This window comes from Pseudomonas sp. StFLB209, assembly GCF_000829415.1.
GTDB lineage: Bacteria > Pseudomonadota > Gammaproteobacteria > Pseudomonadales > Pseudomonadaceae > Aquipseudomonas.
The window spans coordinates 1,584,013-1,602,011 of sequence record NZ_AP014637.1; the positions used below are offsets into that span (position 1 = coordinate 1,584,013).

The 17,999-nt window shown below is 60.4% G+C and carries 15 protein-coding genes; 5 read left to right on the forward strand and 10 right to left on the reverse strand.

Annotation, left to right across the window (positions count from 1 at the left end; all coding sequences use genetic code 11):
* Positions 1-15: 15 nt before the first annotated feature.
* A complete protein-coding gene (locus PSCI_RS07365) occupies positions 16-753 on the forward strand; it encodes a hypothetical protein (protein ID WP_045484789.1) in 738 nt (245 codons plus the stop codon).
* A gap of 68 nt (positions 754-821) precedes the next feature.
* Here the strand turns inward: PSCI_RS07365 and PSCI_RS07370 are convergent, their stop codons facing one another.
* Both PSCI_RS07370 and PSCI_RS07375 read right to left on the reverse strand, forming a co-directional pair.
* Entirely contained in the window at positions 822-1,472 is a 651-nt protein-coding gene (locus PSCI_RS07370; RefSeq protein WP_052483361.1) for an energy transducer TonB, read from the reverse strand.
* Positions 1,473-2,120, reverse strand: coding sequence for a TonB family protein (locus tag PSCI_RS07375; protein WP_231906385.1), 648 nt, complete (start codon positions 2,118-2,120; stop codon positions 1,473-1,475). It abuts the gene before it with no gap.
* A gap of 322 nt (positions 2,121-2,442) precedes the next feature.
* Between PSCI_RS07375 and glpT the strand changes: the two genes are divergently transcribed.
* Positions 2,443-3,792: a glycerol-3-phosphate transporter gene (gene glpT, locus PSCI_RS07380; protein ID WP_045484794.1), complete on the forward strand. Its 1,350-nt coding sequence runs from the start codon at positions 2,443-2,445 to the stop codon at positions 3,790-3,792.
* A gap of 11 nt (positions 3,793-3,803) precedes the next feature.
* Here the strand turns inward: glpT and PSCI_RS07385 are convergent, their stop codons facing one another.
* From PSCI_RS07385 to trxA, 5 genes are all read right to left on the reverse strand, one after another.
* On the reverse strand, positions 3,804-4,469 hold the full coding sequence (locus PSCI_RS07385; RefSeq protein ID WP_045484797.1) for a gamma-glutamylcyclotransferase: 666 nt from the start codon (positions 4,467-4,469) through the stop codon (positions 3,804-3,806).
* A 274-nt stretch (positions 4,470-4,743) separates the two neighbouring features.
* Positions 4,744-5,709, reverse strand: a complete 966-nt coding sequence (locus PSCI_RS07390) for a CDP-6-deoxy-delta-3,4-glucoseen reductase (RefSeq protein WP_045484800.1) — start codon at positions 5,707-5,709, stop codon at positions 4,744-4,746.
* Positions 5,709-7,175, reverse strand: coding sequence for a 4-hydroxy-3-polyprenylbenzoate decarboxylase (gene ubiD, locus PSCI_RS07395; protein WP_045484803.1), 1,467 nt, complete (start codon positions 7,173-7,175; stop codon positions 5,709-5,711). The genes PSCI_RS07390 and ubiD overlap by 1 nt, the downstream gene beginning before the upstream one ends.
* Before the next feature lie 114 nt (positions 7,176-7,289).
* Complete coding sequence (rho, locus tag PSCI_RS07400; protein ID WP_045484805.1) at positions 7,290-8,549, reverse strand: transcription termination factor Rho; 1,260 nt, start codon at positions 8,547-8,549, stop codon at positions 7,290-7,292.
* A 233-nt stretch (positions 8,550-8,782) separates the two neighbouring features.
* Positions 8,783-9,109 carry a thioredoxin TrxA gene (gene trxA / locus PSCI_RS07405; RefSeq protein WP_045484807.1) on the reverse strand — a complete coding sequence of 109 codons (327 nt, stop codon included), beginning with the start codon at positions 9,107-9,109 and terminating at the stop codon, positions 8,783-8,785.
* 321 nt (positions 9,110-9,430) lie between these two features.
* Between trxA and ppx the strand changes: the two genes are divergently transcribed.
* Positions 9,431-10,933, forward strand: coding sequence for an exopolyphosphatase (ppx, locus tag PSCI_RS07410; RefSeq protein WP_045484809.1), 1,503 nt, complete (start codon positions 9,431-9,433; stop codon positions 10,931-10,933).
* Here ppx and ppk1 read toward each other — a convergent pair.
* Together ppk1 and hemB are read right to left on the reverse strand one after the other, a co-directional pair.
* Positions 10,920-13,130, reverse strand: coding sequence for a polyphosphate kinase 1 (gene ppk1 / locus PSCI_RS07415; protein WP_045484811.1), 2,211 nt, complete (start codon positions 13,128-13,130; stop codon positions 10,920-10,922). The genes ppx and ppk1 overlap by 14 nt on opposite strands.
* Before the next feature lie 20 nt (positions 13,131-13,150).
* Positions 13,151-14,161, reverse strand: coding sequence for a porphobilinogen synthase (hemB, locus tag PSCI_RS07420; RefSeq protein ID WP_045484813.1), 1,011 nt, complete (start codon positions 14,159-14,161; stop codon positions 13,151-13,153).
* A 232-nt stretch (positions 14,162-14,393) separates the two neighbouring features.
* On the opposite strand from hemB, the gene PSCI_RS07425 reads away from it, so the two are divergent.
* Positions 14,394-15,020, forward strand: a complete 627-nt coding sequence (locus tag PSCI_RS07425) for a DedA family protein (protein ID WP_045484815.1) — start codon at positions 14,394-14,396, stop codon at positions 15,018-15,020.
* Between the two features lie 151 nt (positions 15,021-15,171).
* Positions 15,172-15,846 carry an isoprenoid biosynthesis glyoxalase ElbB gene (elbB, locus tag PSCI_RS07430; protein ID WP_045484817.1) on the forward strand — a complete coding sequence of 225 codons (675 nt, stop codon included), beginning with the start codon at positions 15,172-15,174 and terminating at the stop codon, positions 15,844-15,846.
* A 6-nt stretch (positions 15,847-15,852) separates the two neighbouring features.
* On the opposite strand, the gene PSCI_RS07435 is transcribed toward elbB, so the two are convergent.
* Entirely contained in the window at positions 15,853-17,742 is a 1,890-nt protein-coding gene (locus tag PSCI_RS07435) for a cytochrome c/FTR1 family iron permease (RefSeq protein ID WP_045484819.1), read from the reverse strand.
* Between the last annotated feature and the right edge of the window lie 257 nt (positions 17,743-17,999).

The window sequence follows — 17,999 nt, forward strand, 5'->3', positions numbered from 1 at the left end:
AAACAAGGATGCATCATGGACGAACAAGCCAACCTCCACGCCCTCCCCGATTTTCTCAGGGCAGAGCTTTCAGGGCACGTGGGGAACATCGCAAGCCTTACACCGCTTCAGAGGGTAGCCCGATACCGCGCAAGTGCTGAGCAGCTTATTGCAAACAAAAGAGCAGGTTTACAGCAGGAACATGTGAATCATGCTCAGTCGGTACATTTTTTAAGTACGGTTCGATACACAAAAGAAGATCTGGAGTTGAGCAACCGTCTACGCAGCATGCCTGGCATTCGACCAACTGATCTTGACTCGATGGCTATCGATGCAATTTTCTTCCTGGAATCGAATCGGCACCTGATGGAATTCATCGCCGGGCTGGGCCAGCTTGAAGCTCATTTGGCCGAACAGGAGCGGTTGCGAGCCCAGCAGCAAGCGCAAGAAGCTGCCCGCTTGCATACTCAGCGGCTCGCTGAGGAAACTGCACGCCGTTTACAGGCAGAAGAAGCCGCCCGCAAGCTTGCCCAGCAAAAGGCTGAGCAAGAGGCACTGCGAGCAACAACGGTGGCGATCCTCCCGGCCTCATCAATCGAACTGACTTTCGGCCCACAGGCCACTGCCGATGTCACGACCGCAATTGCGACGCTGAAGAGCAGTATTGATCAAGCGATCACTGTCTTTTCCGAAACACTCCGTCCTCATGCCGCCCATTTGCAAGACCCGAACGTCCAGAACTTGCTGGAGTTGAGCGGTGCTGAACGAAACTAACCGTAAACCAGCCGCCCCGCTTTGGCAGTTGGGCGGTTCTGCCGCCCACATCCTTATTCTAGAATCTCTTATATCGCCTCCCGGACCTTCTCCGGTAACTGGTCGACGTAGCGACTCGCCGGGTTGGATTTACACCGGGCAATGATATCTGCACGCGCCTCCAGTAACGCCACGACCAAGTCCTGACGCTGTGCGTCAGAGAGGTAAGTACGGATCATCGGATCGTGAGACAGGTAGCGCTCAGTCTGTTCAAAAACGCTGGGGTCACTCGAACGGCGAGGCAGCCACCAGGCGTTTCTTTTACGCACTTGTTCGTTGAGCTGATGACAAAGCACCTTCTTGAGCTTGACGTTGTGAGCAAGCGACTGCCGCTGACCTTCCGTCTCCCCATAATTCACAGTGACTCTTATCACCTCGCCCTCTGGCGATGAGGCAGGCGGGGTCCAGGACTGGAAGCGCCACTGTTCGACGGCCTTGCGGGCAATCGCGATGAACTCCGGATCAGTGCCTTCGACCACTTCGACAAACTGCACCGAGCCATCGCGCCGCACCAGGATGCGAACGGAGATCTGCGCTGGCCAGGGCGCGTCCCGTAGCGATTGGGGACGCTCGAAATCCGGCATATGCAACGGTACGGGCCATGAATTGGCGGCCATGACCTGATTCGCCAACAGGCCGGCAACCATCACAAAAATGCAGACAATCATCTTGCCGGGCATTTACAACCCCTCCTGCGGCTCAGCCGCCGTGACCAGCATCCTTGTGATCGGTAGGGGCAAGTAATCGCCATAACGACGCTCAGGATTACGCCGGCAGCTTCTGATGATCCGGGGAATGGCCGCTTCCAGCTTTTTGAGCATGTCGTGGCGTTCGGCTTCGCTGTGTTGCGAGGCCGCATAGCTGCTGTGCAAGAATTGACCGGTGTACCAGAACAGGTCTATCTGGGTCAGTGACGCATTGGGAAACTGCCGTATCTGGGCCTGGACCTCATAGTTGAGGTAGGCGCAGCGAACATTGCCAAGGCCGATGTTGATCTCGGTATTGAAGCTGGCCAGACCGTGAGAGCCGAAGATCACCGGCAAGGTAAAGGCGACCCGCGCCGGGGCGCCGACGGTACCGAGCCAGGGCCTGAACTGCCAGCGGCTCAACGCCTGCTGTGCAGCCTGCGCCAGCGCCGGGTGGCTGCTTTCGATCACCTGGACCTCGACCACCGTACCCTGGGCGTTGACCACCATCAGCGCGCGCACCTTGCCAGCGTGCCGCGCCTGGACCATCGGCTGCGGAAAGTCCGGCGCCGGGGTCCGTACCGGCACCAGCAGCCCTGGCGCACCCTCGGCCGTACACGCGAATAAACATACAACCATCATCAGCCATTTCATTTGGGTGCCCGCCAGTCAAGCGCTTGAGCGCAATGCAGGCGATGCTAGGCGCAGCTGGCAGGGGCTAGAAGTTCATGGCTTCCGAGGGCTGTGTAGGAACGCTCTGAAATAACTGGTATGCCAGTGAACAATTCTGCAATAGCCCACCCTAGTGAACCCTTGGGTTTGGCTCAGGCCTGGCCGGCAATGTTCACAAATGAACGGAAAACATTAGTTTTTTGCGATTTCTTTGTATCAGGATGCTGCTTTTTTCTGTAACGAAAATGTAAGATTCATTTTCGCAAAAGAACAAGAACCGGAGCATCCCCCAATGTTTGCGTTTTTCCGTCCTGCCCCCCACAAGGCCCCGCTGCCTGAAGAACAGATCGACAGCACCTATCGGCGTCTGCGCTGGCAGGTCTTCGCCGGCATTTTCATCGGTTATGCCGGTTACTACCTGCTGCGCAAGAACTTCTCGCTGGCCATGCCCTACCTGATCGAGGAAGGCTACACCCGTGGCCAACTGGGCGTGGCGATGTCGGCCATTGCCATTGCCTATGGCCTTTCCAAGTTCCTCATGGGGCTGGTGTCCGACCGCTCCAACCCACGCTACTTCCTGCCGTTCGGCCTGCTGGTCTCGGCGGGTGTCATGTTCGTGTTCGGTTTCGCACCTTGGGCGACGTCCAGCGTGACGATCATGTTTATCCTGCTGTTCATCAACGGCTGGGCCCAGGGCATGGGCTGGCCGCCCAGCGGGCGGACCATGGTGCACTGGTGGTCGCAGAAAGAACGCGGCGGCGTCGTGTCGTTGTGGAACGTGGCGCACAACGTCGGGGGCGGCCTGATCGGTCCGCTGTTCCTGCTCGGCCTGGGCTGGACCAACGACTGGCATGCGGCGTTCTATGTGCCGGCGGCGGTGGCTCTGCTGGTGGCAGTGTTCGCGTTCGCAACCATGCGCGACACCCCGCAATCGGTAGGTCTGCCGCCGATCGAGCAATACAAGAACGACTACCCGCAAGGCTACGACGCCAGCCACGAACAGGAATTCAGCACCAAGGAAATCTTCGTCAAGTATGTGCTGCGCAACAAACTGCTGTGGTACATCGCCTTGGCCAACGTGTTCGTCTATCTGCTGCGCTATGGCGTACTGGACTGGGCACCGACCTACCTGAAAGAAGCCAAGCACTTCACCGTCGACAAGACCTCGTGGGCCTATTTCCTGTACGAATGGGCAGGTATTCCGGGCACCCTGCTGTGTGGCTGGATGTCAGACAAGATCTTCAAGGGCAATCGCGGCCTGACCGGCATGGTGTTCATGGCGCTGGTGACCGTCGCCACCCTGGTCTATTGGCTGAACCCGCCGGGTAACCCGACCGTAGACATGATCGCCCTGGTCTCGATCGGCTTCCTGATCTACGGCCCGGTCATGCTGATCGGTCTGCAAGCCCTTGAACTGGCGCCAAAGAAAGCTGCCGGTACTGCGGCAGGTTTTACCGGGCTGTTCGGCTATCTGGGCGGTTCGGTCGCAGCCAGTGCCGCGATTGGTTACACCGTGGACCACTACGGCTGGGACGGCGGCTTCGTGCTGTTGATCGGTGCCTGCATCCTGGCCATGGCGTTCCTGGCGCCAACCCTTAAGCACAAACAGGTCGCCAGCACCTCACGCGAAAGCAAGGCCTGAATCAGCCTGATTCAGGCGCGTGCAGCACAGCGCTTGAGCCGCGCCTCCAGATTAAGATCTGGCATGGCGTGGCTGCGCAGCGCCTGAACGGTCTGCTGCACATAATCGTGAGTCGTTCCTGAGCGCCCACAGGCGCTGGCCAGCACCTGGCTCAGGACGCTGTCGGGCAGATTGCCTGCGTAGCTGGGCAAATGCCGCTCCAGCACAAACCCTAACGCCTTGATCTTGCGACCATCCTCCAGTCGGCAACTGAGCCAGTGCGGACGATAGGAGGGGTAAGGCATCTCGCGCTTCCACAGCGCCAGCAACGACTCTTCCAGGCAGTGCTCAGGTAAACGATAGGCAACGCCAGTACACGAGCCACCACGATCCAGGCCAAATACCAGCCCGGGAGCTGCCGGCGTGCCACGATGCTCGTGGGACCACAGGTACAGCCCGCGGTGATAACCGTGCACCCGCGCGCGCTGACGCTCCACGGTAGAGCATTCCGGACGCCAGATCAGCGAGCCATAAGCGAACAGCCAGACCGGCCCGCCCTGGTGCTGTTGCAGCGTGGCGTGCATCGAGGCCAGCAGTTGCTCGTGGGTCAACTGCGGACCGAGGTCAATAACAGGAGGGTAAGTCAGCCCCAGACCGTCGTGTACGGCTGCGGCGAGATCGTTGATTGGATTGCCCATGTATCCCCCTGGCGGGGTCAGCGCCAGTCATGGCCGGCCTTGCAGTGCGATGAAACGCTTTCTCCAGGCCTGCCGATCGTGCAAAAGCGAGTACCAAACGAATAAGGCGGCCAGCGATGAAACGATTCTGGCCACCGCTTCATACTGGCACGAAGCAATTTTTAATCCAACCGCACGAAGCTGCAAAACAGGTCTAAATACACCGCAAACCAAGAACTTTTAGGAATAACAGATCCTGCACTCGTCATATGCCGCACGCCACAGCCTGGCGCCGTCAGCGTGGCGCGTAGGCAAACACATCGGCGCGCATGTGATGTGCATCCATGCCCGCTTCAACCAGCGCATCAAGGGTTGCATAAACCATTGCCGGTGAGCCGCTGGCATACACATAAACACCTGAGAGGTCGGCAATGTCTTCGCGAACAGCCTCGTGCAGCAGCCCGCAGCGCCCGTCCCAGCCACACAGGTCGCTAACCACCTTGTGCAGATGCAGGTTGGGCAGGCTCTGCCACTGCTCCCAATGCTCGATACCGTAGAAGTCCTCCGGACGGCGCACCCCCCAGTACAAATGCACCGGATGCTTGAAGCCGTTAGCCCGACAATGCTCGATCAGACTATGCATCTGCGCCATCCCGGTACCGGCGGCGATCAGCACCAGCGGGCCATCGGGCAGCTCGGCCAGATGGGTGTCACCCAATGGCAGCTCGACACGGGCGATGCCGTCACGCTGCAATTGCTCAAGCAATGCCCGGGCGCCCGCCTCACGGACCAGCACATGCAATTGCAGGTCGCGGCCGCTGTGCGGTGCACTGGCCAGCGAGAACGCCGACTTGCCGCCGCCGTCACGTTCGAGCATCAGGTACTGCCCGGCGTGATAGCGCGGCAGTTTGCCCGCCGGCGTGCGCAGGCCGATACGCCAGACATCGCCACCGACCGCCACGCACTCGCTGACCTGGCAGGCCAGCTTGCGCACCGGCAGTTCGCCCAAGGCCAGCACGCCGTCCCACAACACGATGCAGTCTTCCAGCGGCTCGGCCACACAGGTGTAGATCTCGCCGTGGTCGTGCTCCATGCCCGCCTGCGCGACCCGGCCTTCGACCAGCAGGGCTTCGCAGACATGACAGTTACCGTTGCGGCAACTGTTCGGGCATTCATAGCCCAGCCGCTGGGCCGCCGCCAGAATGGCCTCGCCGGGCAAGGTATCGAGAACGGCGCCCGAAGGCTGCAAGGTTACGCGCATCAATCTATTCCCAGCTGATTCCAGATCTCGTCCACACGGCGTGTGACCGCCTCATCCTTGACGATAACCCGGCCCCACTCGCGACTGGTTTCACCCGGCCATTTGTGCGTGGCATCCAGGCCCATCTTCGAGCCCAGGCCCGACACCGGCGAGGCGAAGTCCAGGTAATCGATCGGCGTGTTGTCGATCATCACCGTGTCGCGCTTGGGGTCCATGCGCGTTGTGATGGCCCAGATGACGTCGTTCCAGTCCCGCGCATTGATATCGTCGTCGGTCACGATAACGAACTTGGTGTACATGAACTGTCGCAGGAACGACCAGACACCCAGCATCACGCGCTTGGCATGGCCGGGGTACTGCTTCTTCATGGTCACCACCGCCATGCGGTAAGAGCAGCCTTCAGGCGGTAGATAGAAGTCAGTGATCTCCGGGAACTGCTTTTGCAAGATCGGCACGAATACTTCATTGAGCGCCACCCCGAGAATCGCCGGCTCATCCGGTGGCCGGCCAGTGTAGGTGCTGTGGTAGATCGGCTTTTGCCGATGGGTAATGCGCTCGACGGTGAACACCGGGAAACTGTCGACTTCGTTGTAGTAACCGGTGTGATCGCCATACGGGCCTTCGTCGGCCATCTCGCCGGGATGAATCACCCCTTCCAGAACGATTTCGGCAGTGGCCGGCACTTGCAGGTCGTTGCCCCGGCACTTGATCAGCTCAGTGCGACTGTCGCGCAGCAGACCGGCGAACGCGTACTCGGACAGGCTGTCCGGTACTGGCGTGACCGCGCCGAGAATGGTGGCCGGGTCTGCACCCAGAGCCACCGATACCGGGAACGGCTTGCCGGGGTTCTTCGCGCACCATTCCTTGAAGTCCAGCGCGCCGCCGCGATGGCTGAGCCAGCGCATGATGACCTTGTTGCGGCCGATCACCTGCTGGCGATAGATGCCCAGGTTCTGGCGCTCTTTGTTCGGCCCGCGAGTGACGGTCAGGCCCCAAGTGATCAGCGGCGCGACATCGCCCGGCCAGCAGGTCTGCACCGGCAGCATGCCAAGATCCACGTCATCACCTTCAATGACCACTTCCTGGCAAGGCGCATCCTTGACCACCTTGGGCGCCATGGCGATGACTTTCTTGAAGATCGGCAGCTTGGACCAGGCGTCCTTGAGACCCTTGGGCGGCTCGGGCTCTTTAAGGAAGGCCAGCAGTTTGCCGATCTCGCGCAGCTCGTCAGTGGACGATGCGCCCATGCCCATGGCGACCCGCTGCGGGGTGCCGAACAGGTTGCCCAATACCGGAATGTCGAACCCGGCGGGCTTTTCGAAGAGCAGGGCCGGGCCCTTGGCTCGCAGGGTGCGATCACAGATCTCGGTCATTTCCAGTACGGGGGAAATGGGCATCTGGATGCGTTTCAACTCTCCGCGCTGCTCAAGCTGCTGCACGAAGTCCCTTAGATCCTTGAATTTCATTGACCCGGCCACTTTTACAAAGAGGTGCACATCGTACCTGCTCTGTGCAGACGCGCCAGCGTGCAGGCAAAAAAAATGGCGCCGCGAGGGCGCCATTTTCGATGAGACTGTCCGTTACTTGCGTTTCATGGACAGGAAGAACTCATCGTTGGTCTTGGTCGTCTTGAGCTTGTCGGTCAAGAACTCGATGGCGGCGATTTCGTCCATCGGGTGCAGCAGCTTGCGCAGAATCCACATGCGTTGCAGTTCGTCGTCGGCGGTCAGCAACTCTTCACGGCGGGTGCCGGAACGGTTGATATTGATGGCCGGGAAGACGCGCTTCTCGGCGATCCGACGGTCCAGGGGCAGTTCCATGTTGCCAGTACCCTTGAACTCTTCGTAGATGACTTCGTCCATCTTCGAACCGGTTTCGATCAACGCAGTCGCGATGATGGTCAGCGAACCGCCTTCTTCGATGTTACGCGCAGCACCGAAGAAACGCTTCGGCTTCTCCAGGGCGTGAGCATCGACACCGCCGGTCAGGACCTTGCCGGAGCTCGGGATCACGGTGTTGTAGGCGCGCGCCAGACGGGTGATGGAGTCGAGCAGGATGACCACATCCTTTTTGTGCTCGACCAGCCGCTTGGCCTTCTCGATCACCATCTCGGCAACCTGCACGTGACGGGTCGGCGGCTCGTCGAAGGTCGAAGCGACGACTTCGCCGCGCACGGTGCGCTGCATTTCGGTCACTTCTTCCGGACGCTCGTCGATCAACAACACGATCAGGTGGCATTCAGGGTTGTTGCGGGTGATATTGGCCGCAATGTTCTGCAGCATGATGGTCTTGCCCGCTTTTGGCGGAGCGACGATCAGGCCACGCTGACCTTTACCGATGGGTGCGCACAGGTCGATGACCCGGCCGGTCAGGTCTTCGGTGGAACCGTTACCGGCTTCCATTTTCAGGCGCTTGTTCGGGAACAGGGGGGTCAGGTTCTCGAACAGGATCTTGTTCTTGGCGTTTTCCGGGCGGTCGAAGTTGATCGAGTCAACCTTGAGCAGGGCGAAATAACGCTCGCCTTCCTTTGGAGGGCGGATCTTGCCGACAATAGTGTCGCCGGTACGCAGGTTGAAGCGGCGAATCTGGCTTGGCGAGACGTAGATATCGTCCGGGCCGGCCAGATAGGAAGCATCTGCGGAACGCAGGAAACCGAAGCCGTCCTGGAGGATCTCCAGCACACCATCACCGGAGATTTCTTCGCCGCTCTTTGCGTGCTTCTTGAGCAGGGCGAAAATCACATCCTGCTTGCGCGAACGGGCCATATTTTCTATGCCCATCTGTTCGGCCATTTCGAGCAGATCGGTAATCGGCTTTTGCTTGAGTTCAGTCAGGTTCATATGGGAATGAAGTAATCGTATATGAGGGGAAATTAAGCCTCTGGCTTAATGAGACCGCGCCGCAGAGATGGCGAAAGGATCGCGTACTGAATCGAAAGGAGAGCGTCGGCGACGGCTTGCAGGGGGCAACGGAGAAACCGTTGCGGAGCCGAATGTAACATCTGGATTTTCAGGCGTCTAGTGCGCGCCCTGAAAAAAACCCCGCATTTAGCGGGGTCTTGAACAGCCCGGCCTTACAGGTGGGCGTCGAGGAAAGCCGCCAGTTGCGACTTCGACAGGGCGCCAACTTTAGTGGCTTCAACGTTGCCGTTCTTGAACAGCATCAGGGTCGGGATACCACGTACACCGTGCTTGCCAGGGGTATCGGCGTTTTCGTCGATGTTCAGCTTGGCGATGGTCAGCCGGCCTTCATAGGTCGAAGCGATGTCGTCCAGAACCGGAGCGATCATCTTGCAAGGGCCGCACCATTCTGCCCAGTAATCAACCAGCACGGGGCCCTGAGCCTGAAGAACTACTTCTTCGAAGGTGGCGTCAGTGACGTGTTTGATCAGGTCGCTCATGGAATTCTCCGGGTTGCTAGGCTAAAAACGTCGTTCATCATAGCGGGCCTGCTGGCATTCAGGAAGTAATCGATCATTGACTCTGTCTATGATGGCGCATCACTGTGGTTATAGCTCAGCACCTGAGCGCAAGCGCACTGAACGGATATCCGGCCACTCAGCCTTGTAAGGGCAACGATTCATGCGGCTTTTGCGGGCCTGACAATTGGACCGGTGACCGGCTTTTTCAGCACGCCATGACGCCGCACCGTACAGCTTCGCGTTGGCGTGCGCCATGGTTCGTGGCAGGATGTTGCGGTCATTGACCGGAATCTCCTGACCATGCCTCACACCAAAGCCAAGAATCTTTCTCTGATCGCTGCCATCGACCTGGGCTCAAACAGCTTCCATATGGTGGTGGCCAAGACCAATCAGGGCGATATCCGTATTCTTGAGCGGCTGGGCGAGAAGGTACAGCTGGCGGCCGGCATTAATGAAGAGCGGCAACTGACCGAAGAGTCGATGCAGCGCGGCCTGGACTGCCTCAAGCGCTTTGCGCAACTGATCAACGGTCTGCCACTGGGCGCGGTCCGGATTGTCGGCACCAACGCTCTGCGTGAAGCCCGCAACCGCAATGAATTCATTCATCGCGCCGAAGCCATTCTCGGCCACCCCGTAGAAGTGATTTCCGGCCGCGAAGAAGCGCGCCTCATTTATCTGGGCGTCTCGCACACCCTGGCCGACACTCCCGGCAAGCGCCTGGTGGCCGATATCGGCGGCGGCAGCACCGAATTCATCATTGGCCAGCGCTTCGAGCCATTGCTGCGCGAGAGCCTGCAGATGGGCTGCGTCAGCTTCACCCAGCGTTATTTCCGCGATGGCAAGATCACCCCGGCGCGCTATGCCCAAGCCTACACCGCAGCTCGTCTGGAGTTGATGAGCATCGAGCAGGGCCTGCACCGCCTGAAATGGGACGAGGCCATCGGCTCCTCAGGCACCATTCGCGCCATCGGCGCGGTACTGAAGGCCAATGGGCATGGTTCCGGCGAGGTCAACGCTGAAGGTCTGGCCTGGCTCAAGCGCCGCTTGTTCAAACTGGGCGATATCGAAAAAATCGACTTCGAAGGCATCAAGCCCGATCGTCTGGCGATCTTCCCCGCCGGGCTGTCCATTCTTGAGGCGATCTTCGATGCCCTGGAACTGCAGCGCATGGATCACTGCGAGGGCGCGCTGCGTGAAGGCGTGCTCTACGACCTGCTGGGCCGCCATCATCACGAAGACGTCCGCGAACGCACCCTCAATTCCCTGATGGAGCGCTATCACGTCGACATGGAGCAGGCTGCACGGGTCGAGCGCAAGGCACTGATGGCGCTGGAACAGGTCGCCGCAGCCTGGGACCTGGAAGACGAAAGCTACGCCGAGCTGCTGAGCTGGGGCGCCAAGGTGCATGAAGTGGGGCTGGATATCGCCCACTATCATTACCATAAGCATGGCGCCTACCTGATCGAGCACTCCGACCTGGCAGGTTTCTCCCATGAAGACCAACAGAAGCTGGCCCTGCTGGTACGCGGCCATCGCCGCAACATCCCCAAGGACAAGTTCGCTGAATTCGGTGATGAAGGCATCAAGCTGATTCGCCTGTGCGTGCTGCTGCGCTTCGCCATCCTGTTCCACCACATCCGTGGCACTCAGGAAATGCCGCAGGTGGTGCTGCGCGCCGACGGTCCGAACCTCGACGCGCAGTTCCCGGATGGCTGGCTGGAAAACAACCAGCTGACCCAGGCCGACTTCGCGCTGGAAGCGGAGTGGCTGACCCGGGTCGGGATCGTCTTCAGCTCACGCTGATGATCGGCTTGCTCAGGCGCTCCAGCAGGGTCGCCTGGGCACTGCGGGCATTCTGGTTGCCGGTCGGGCTGGTACGGATGTAACGGCCGTCGGACTGCAGAATCCAGCTATGGGTGTTATCGGTCAGATACAGCTCCAGCTCTTTCTTGACCCGCAGGATCAACTTCTTGCTGTCCACCGGGAAGCAGGTCTCGACGCGCTTGTCGAGGTTACGCTCCATCCAGTCGGCACTGGACAGGAACATCTGCTCATCACCGCCATTGAGGAAGTAATAGACCCGGGTGTGCTCCAGGAAGCGACCGATGATCGAGCGTACCTGAATATTGTGCGACACCCCCGCAATGCCCGGTCGCAGGCAGCACATGCCGCGCACCACCAGATCGATCTTCACCCCGGCCTGGCTGGCCTTGTACAACGCGCGGATGACTTTCGGGTCGGTCAGCGAGTTGAACTTGGCAATGATATGCGCCGGCTTGCCTTCCGCGGCAAACTGGGTTTCCCGGGCAATCATGTCCAGGATGCCCTTCTTGAGGGTGAACGGCGCATGCAGCAGCTTCTTCATGCGCAGGATCTTGCCCATGCCGATCAACTGGCTGAATAGCTTGGACACGTCTTCGCACAGCGCATCATCGGACGTCAGCATGCTGTAGTCGGTGTACAGCCGCGCGTTGCCGGCATGGTAGTTACCGGTGCCCATGTGCGCGTAACGCACGATGTCGCCGTTCTCGCGGCGCAGGATCAGCATCATCTTGGAGTGGGTCTTGAAGCCGACCACACCATAGATCACTACCGCACCTGCCGCTTGCAGGCGGCTGGCCAGTTGCAGGTTCGACTCTTCGTCAAAACGCGCCCGCAGCTCAATGACCGCCGTGACTTCCTTGCCGTTGCGCGCCGCATCCACCAGCGCATCGACGATCTCGGAGTTGGCACCACTGCGGTACAGGGTCTGGCGCACAGCCAGCACATGCGGGTCTTTGGCGGCCTGGCGCAGCAGGTCGACAACCGGCGTGAAGGACTCGAACGGGTGCAACAGCAGAATGTCCTGCTTGCGGATCACGCTGAACAGGTTTTCGCTGTTCTGCAGCAATTTGGGAATCGCCGGGGTGAACGGCGGGTATTGCAGCTCTGGATGACTGTCCAGACCGGTAATGCTGAACAGGCGCGTCAGGTTGACCGGGCCGTTGACCTGATACAGCTCCGACTCGTTCAGGCTGAACTGCTTGAGCAGGTAGTCTGACAGGTGTTTCGGGCAGGTATCGGCCACCTCCAGGCGTACCGCGTCACCGTAACGACGCGAGAACAGCTCGCCGCGCAGGGCACGGGCCAGGTCTTCGACGTCCTCGGAATCGAGCGCCAGGTCGGCGTTACGGGTCAACCGGAACTGATAGCAGCCCTTGACCTTCATGCCCTGGAACAGGTCATCGGCGTGCGCATGGATCATCGACGACAGGAACACGAAGTTGTCGCCAGGCCCACCGACCTCTTCCGGAACCTTGATGACCCGTGGCAACAAGCGCGGTGCCGGGATGATCGCCAGACCCGAATCGCGACCGAAGGCGTCGACGCCTTCAAGCTCAACGATGAAGTTCAGGCTCTTGTTGACCAGCAGCGGGAACGGGTGGGTCGGGTCCAGGCCGATCGGGGTGATGATCGGTGCGATTTCATCACGGAAATAGCGGCGCACCCAGGTCTTGAGCTTGACCGTCCAGTAACGGCGACGAATGAAGCGCACCTGATGTTTTTCAAGCTCCGGCAACAGGATGTCGTTGAGGATCGCGTACTGGCGATCCACCTGCTCGTGGACCTGCTCACTGATACGCGCCAGCGCCTGGTGCGGCTGCAAACCATCGGCGCCGGCCAGCTCACGGGCAAAATTGATCTGTTTCTTGAGGCCCGCCACGCGAATCTCGAAGAACTCATCCAGGTTGCTGGAAAAAATCAGCAGGAACTTCAGCCGCTCCAGCAGCGGATAGGACTCATCCAGCGCCTGCTCCAGCACCCGGATGTTGAACTGCAATTGGGCCAGTTCACGGTGGATGTACAGGCTGCTGTCGTCCAGGTTGGTAACGACAACTGCAGGGGCCGCGGTAACAGGGGTCTCGACGACCTGCTCAAGCTCAATGGCAGGCTCAACCACAGGTGTAGCCTCCTGAACACTGACTTCTACGGTGGCTTGGGTGAGTCCTTCGGTATTCATGAACGTTCCTGTGAGGGAGGCTATTGCCCTTTTAAAAGTTGAGCGGCACGCACGGCAAAGTAAGTCAGGATACCGTCGGCACCGGCACGTTTAAACGCGGTGAGCGATTCGAGAATCACGCCCTCGCTCAGCCAGCCATTCTGGATCGCAGCCATGTGCATCGCGTATTCGCCGCTGACCTGATAAACAAAAGTCGGAACCTTGAACTCGTCCTTGACCCGGTAAAGGATGTCCAGATACGGCATGCCCGGTTTGACCATCACCATGTCGGCACCTTCCGCCAGATCGGCAGCCACTTCATGCAGCGCCTCATGGCTGTTGGCCGGGTCCATCTGGTAAGAGGCCTTATTGGCCTTGCCCAGATTGGATGCCGAACCGACCGCATCGCGGAACGGACCATAATAGGCACTGGCGTACTTGGCCGAGTAAGCCATGATCCGCACATTGACATGCCCGGCCAGCTCCAGCGCTTCACGGATTGCCTGGATCCGGCCATCCATCATGTCGGACGGGGCAACCACCTGAGCGCCGGCAGCGGCATGCGACAGCGCCTGTTTCACCAGTGCATCAACGGTAATGTCGTTCTGCACATAGCCCTCGTCATCGAGGATGCCGTCCTGACCATGGGTGGTGAAAGGATCCAGTGCCACATCGGTGATGACGCCCAACTCCGGAAACCGGTCACGCAGGGCGCGGGTGGCGCGCTGGGCGATACCGTCGGGGTTCCACGCCTCGGCAGCGTCGAGGGACTTTTTCTCGGCCGGGGTAACCGGAAACAGAGCCAGCGCAGGAATACCCAGCTCCACCCAGTGTTCGGCTTGCTTGAGCAGCAGGTCAATCGACAACCGCTCGACACCCGGCATCGAAGCCACTGACTCACGACGGTTTTCACCGTCGAGGACAAACACCGGAAGAATCAGGTCGTCGACGGTCAGGACGTTTTCACGTACCAGCCGTCGGGAAAAATCGTCGCGCCGGTTACGACGCAGGCGAGTGAGGGGGAACAGGCGGTTTGCGGGGGTAAAACTCACGGCAATACTCCTGAGCCCGCATACGCGGGCAAGCGCGACAGTTATAAGCCGCCATTATGACCAAAGTGTGACAATTTAAGTGCAGTCTGCGACCCGAGGCCGCAGCAGAGCCTCTGGCGCGATTTTCAGCGCTGTGGTTGTAACATTCTTTAACGCTGCGACGCACATGGGTGCTTTCCAGTTTCTCCTGCGCGAGTTAGGCTGCGGTCCTCATTTCGCCAGCATCCAGACAATGCTCCAGAATTTTCTAAACGACTTCGGCTATCTGGCCCTGTTCATCGGCACCTTCTTTGAAGGCGAGACCATTCTGGTGCTTGCCGGATTCCTGGCGTTCCGTGGATACATGGACCTTAACATGGTCATGCTGGTCGCGTTTTGCGGCAGCTATGCAGGCGACCAGCTCTGGTACTTCATGGGGCGCCGGCACGGCCGCAAGCTGCTGGCCCGCAAACCGCGCTGGCAGGCGATGGGCGACCGGGCGTTGCGCCTGGTGCGCAAGCACCCCGACCTCTGGGTGCTGAGCTTCCGCTTCGTCTACGGCCTGCGCACCGTGATGCCGGTGGCTATCGGCCTGTCCGGCTATCCGCCGGCGCGCTACCTGATCCTCAACGGCATCGGGGCAGCAGTCTGGGCCGTGGCCCTGGCCTCGGCGTCCTACCACTTCGGCTCGGTCATGGAAGGCCTGCTGGGCAATATCAAGAAGTACGAGCTGTGGGTCCTCGGCGGTCTGCTGGTGATCGGTCTGGCACTCTGGGCGCGCCGCCGCTTCAAGAGCGCCCGCCTGGCCCGGGAAGAGAAACTCGCTGCCGTCTCCGCCAGCGAAGCGCCTCTGGATCCGGCCGACAAGAAAGCCGACTGACCCCGCACCCGGTCCGGGCACCCAGTGCCCGGACTGCATTGAACATCCCGCTCCTGCTACGATCCGATCTTTTGCATGCCCGCTGATTTTCAGCGCGGCAGGCACAGGCATACCCGGCGCCCGACCGGGTTCATGATGGAGAGTGTTCGACATGCACAAAAAAGTAGCCGTTATCCTGTCTGGCTGCGGCGTCTACGATGGCGCTGAGATCCATGAAAGCGTCCTGACCCTGCTGCGCCTGGATCAACGCGGCGTGCAGGTACAATGCTTCGCACCGGATATCGCGCAACTGCATGTCATCAACCACCTCACCGGTGAAGTCAGCGCAGAGTCGCGCAACGTACTGGTGGAGTCGGCACGCATCGCCCGCGGCGCCGTCCAGGACGTCCGCGAAGCCCGTGCCGAAGACTTTGACGCGATCATCGTGCCTGGCGGCTTCGGCTCGGCCAAGAACCTCTCGAACCTGGCCAGCGAAGGGGCCGCCTGCCAAGTGCAGGAAGACGTGCTGGCACTGCTCAAGGCCTTTGTCGAGGCAGGCAAGCCGGTCGGGCTGATCTGCATCACCCCCGCACTGGCCGCGAAAATCTACGGCCCGGGCGTCATCAGTACCATCGGCAACGACCCGGACACCGCCGCAGCGATCATCCAGATGGGCGGCGTGCACCAGGACAGCCATGTCGAGGACATCGTCGAAGACGCCGAGCGCAAACTGGTCAGCACCCCGGCCTACATGCTCGCCCGCAGCATCAGCGAGGCCGCTGCGGGGATCAACAAGCTGGTTGACCGGGTCATTGAGCTGACCCATGAGGACGATGCGGCCCGATAGCCGCGATCAGCCTGCGGCGCGGCGCTCCTGCAAACGGCTACGCCCGTACAGCAAGGCAATCGCCAGCAACGCCACTGCCTGAGCGCTCAGCGACCAGGCATCGGCATGCACACCCAGCCAGTCGAACTCGAAGAAGCTCACCGGATGGGTGCCGAAGATGCCGGCTTCCTGCAGCGCTTTGACACCATGTCCGGCGAACACCACCGACAGTGCGCACAGCAATGCAGCATTGATTGAGAAGAACAGCGCCAGCGGCAGTTTCGCCGAGCCGCGCAGGATGATCCAGGCCAGCCCCAGCAACAGCACCAGCGCGGTTCCCGCCCCCGCCAGGACGGCGTTATGCCCGGCGGGACCGGCCTGCAGCCACAGGGTCTCGTAGAACAGGATGACCTCGAACAACTCGCGATACACCGAGAAGAATGCCAGCACAGCAAAGCCGAAACGGCCGCCACCACTGACCAGGCTGCTCTTCACATAATCCTGCCAGGCAGCGGCGTGGCGACGATCATGCATCCAGACCCCGAGCCACAGCACCATGACACTGGCAAACAATGCCGTGGCGCCTTCGAGCAGTTCACGCTGGGCACCGCTGACATCAATCACATAAGCCGCCAGCGCCCAGGTCGCCAGCCCCGCCAGCAATGCCAGGCCCCAACCAACATTGACGCTGCGCACCGCCGATTCCTGACCCGTGTTGCGCAAGAACGCCAGGATCGCCGCCAGCACCAGAATCGCTTCCAGCCCTTCACGCAACAGAATCAGCAGGCCGGAAATGTAGCTCAGGGACACGCTCAGGCCATCACCGCCCAACGCCTCGGCAGACGCCTTGAGCTTGACCTTGGCCAGGTCCAGACGCTGAGCCACCTGTTCCTGGGGCAGGTTGTCCTGCACCGCTTGGCGATACGCCATCAACGACTTTTCGGTGTCCTTGCGCAGCGCGGTGTCGACGTTGTCCAACGAGCTTTCGACCAGTTCGAAACCTTCCAGATAGGCGGCAACCGACAGGTCATAGGCCTGGTCGCGGTCACCTGCCGCATAGGCGGCCAGGCTCTTGTCCAGGGTGCTGCGGGTGTAGTCGAGCAACTGCGCGGGCCCCCGCTGGGCCTGTGGCGGCTTGGCGCGCTGGGCCCGGAAGGCGGCGGCCGCTTGCGGCCCCTCAGCAGCCTCGACTTCTGCCGGAGTCAGGCGCGCCAGATCGGCCAGCTGCCAGGTCTTGTCCGAGCTGGCCCCAGGCTGGGCGGTAAAGCCTGCGATATAAACCGCCAGGTCCCAACGCTGACGCTCATCAAGCAGTTCACCGAAGGCTGGCATGTCGGTGCCCGCCACGCCAAGCCCGAGGGTGTTGTAGATGCCGTACAGGCTTAACCGATCGAGGCGCGCGGCATCGCGCAGATTGGCCGGTGGCGGCTCCAGGCCGATACCTGCCGGCCCGTCGCCGGCGCCGCTGGCGCCATGGCACACCGAGCAGACCTGCGCATACAGCGGTGCGCCACGGGCCGGGTCCGGGGTAATCAACGGCGCCTGGCTGACCTCGTACGCGGCGGCCAGGCTGGCGCCCAACTGGCGGGCCTGACGGGCCACGGCGCTGCCCTCATCGCGGCGCTGCACCGCGCTCAACAATTGCTCAACACCGTGCTCCAGGCTGTCGCGCCCGGCCCGCTGTGGCAAACCGACCACCAGGCCCTGTAACGCACCGAGGAATTCGACCTGCTCGCGGTACTCGCCATCATCAATGACCTTGCCGTCGGCCACCGTCGCCGGGTAGTCGACAGCAATGTAGTCGAGCAAGTGCAGCGCCTGGACGGCACCTTCGACAGGCTCGGCCAACAGCACAGAGCTGCACAGCAGCAGTACAGGCATGAGCAGCCAGCTCAAAACACGGGCAAGGGAAGGCATGAAACGATTCTCAACAGACCACAAAGCCGTGCATTGTTCCCTCACACCATCACAGGCTCAATACTCAAAGCGGAAATTTGTGACAAAAAATTACATTTTATTTTAGGAAGTAACACCTGCCTGACCTATCGCTGCAGCATCACCCTTCCACAGCCGATTGGCGCGACAAAGAGGTGCGCAAGTTGGCAATTTGCGTGACCCATTGCGCATGTGTGCTGGAACAACGGCAAATATCCGTTGTCATCGCCGCCTTCGGC

Coding starts and splice junctions, on each gene's coding strand:
- PSCI_RS07365 (WP_045484789.1), top strand. CDS start 16: ATGGACGAACAAGCCAACCTCCACGCCCTCCCCGATTTTCTCAGGGCA.
- PSCI_RS07370 (WP_052483361.1), bottom strand. CDS start 1,472: ATGCCCGGCAAGATGATTGTCTGCATTTTTGTGATGGTTGCCGGCCTG.
- PSCI_RS07375 (WP_231906385.1), bottom strand. CDS start 2,120: ATGATGGTTGTATGTTTATTCGCGTGTACGGCCGAGGGTGCGCCAGGG.
- glpT (WP_045484794.1), top strand. CDS start 2,443: ATGTTTGCGTTTTTCCGTCCTGCCCCCCACAAGGCCCCGCTGCCTGAA.
- PSCI_RS07385 (WP_045484797.1), bottom strand. CDS start 4,469: ATGGGCAATCCAATCAACGATCTCGCCGCAGCCGTACACGACGGTCTG.
- PSCI_RS07390 (WP_045484800.1), bottom strand. CDS start 5,709: ATGCGCGTAACCTTGCAGCCTTCGGGCGCCGTTCTCGATACCTTGCCC.
- ubiD (WP_045484803.1), bottom strand. CDS start 7,175: ATGAAATTCAAGGATCTAAGGGACTTCGTGCAGCAGCTTGAGCAGCGC.
- rho (WP_045484805.1), bottom strand. CDS start 8,549: ATGAACCTGACTGAACTCAAGCAAAAGCCGATTACCGATCTGCTCGAA.
- trxA (WP_045484807.1), bottom strand. CDS start 9,109: ATGAGCGACCTGATCAAACACGTCACTGACGCCACCTTCGAAGAAGTA.
- ppx (WP_045484809.1), top strand. CDS start 9,431: ATGCCTCACACCAAAGCCAAGAATCTTTCTCTGATCGCTGCCATCGAC.
- ppk1 (WP_045484811.1), bottom strand. CDS start 13,130: ATGAATACCGAAGGACTCACCCAAGCCACCGTAGAAGTCAGTGTTCAG.
- PSCI_RS07425 (WP_045484815.1), top strand. CDS start 14,394: ATGCTCCAGAATTTTCTAAACGACTTCGGCTATCTGGCCCTGTTCATC.
- elbB (WP_045484817.1), top strand. CDS start 15,172: ATGCACAAAAAAGTAGCCGTTATCCTGTCTGGCTGCGGCGTCTACGAT.
- PSCI_RS07435 (WP_045484819.1), bottom strand. CDS start 17,742: ATGCCTTCCCTTGCCCGTGTTTTGAGCTGGCTGCTCATGCCTGTACTG.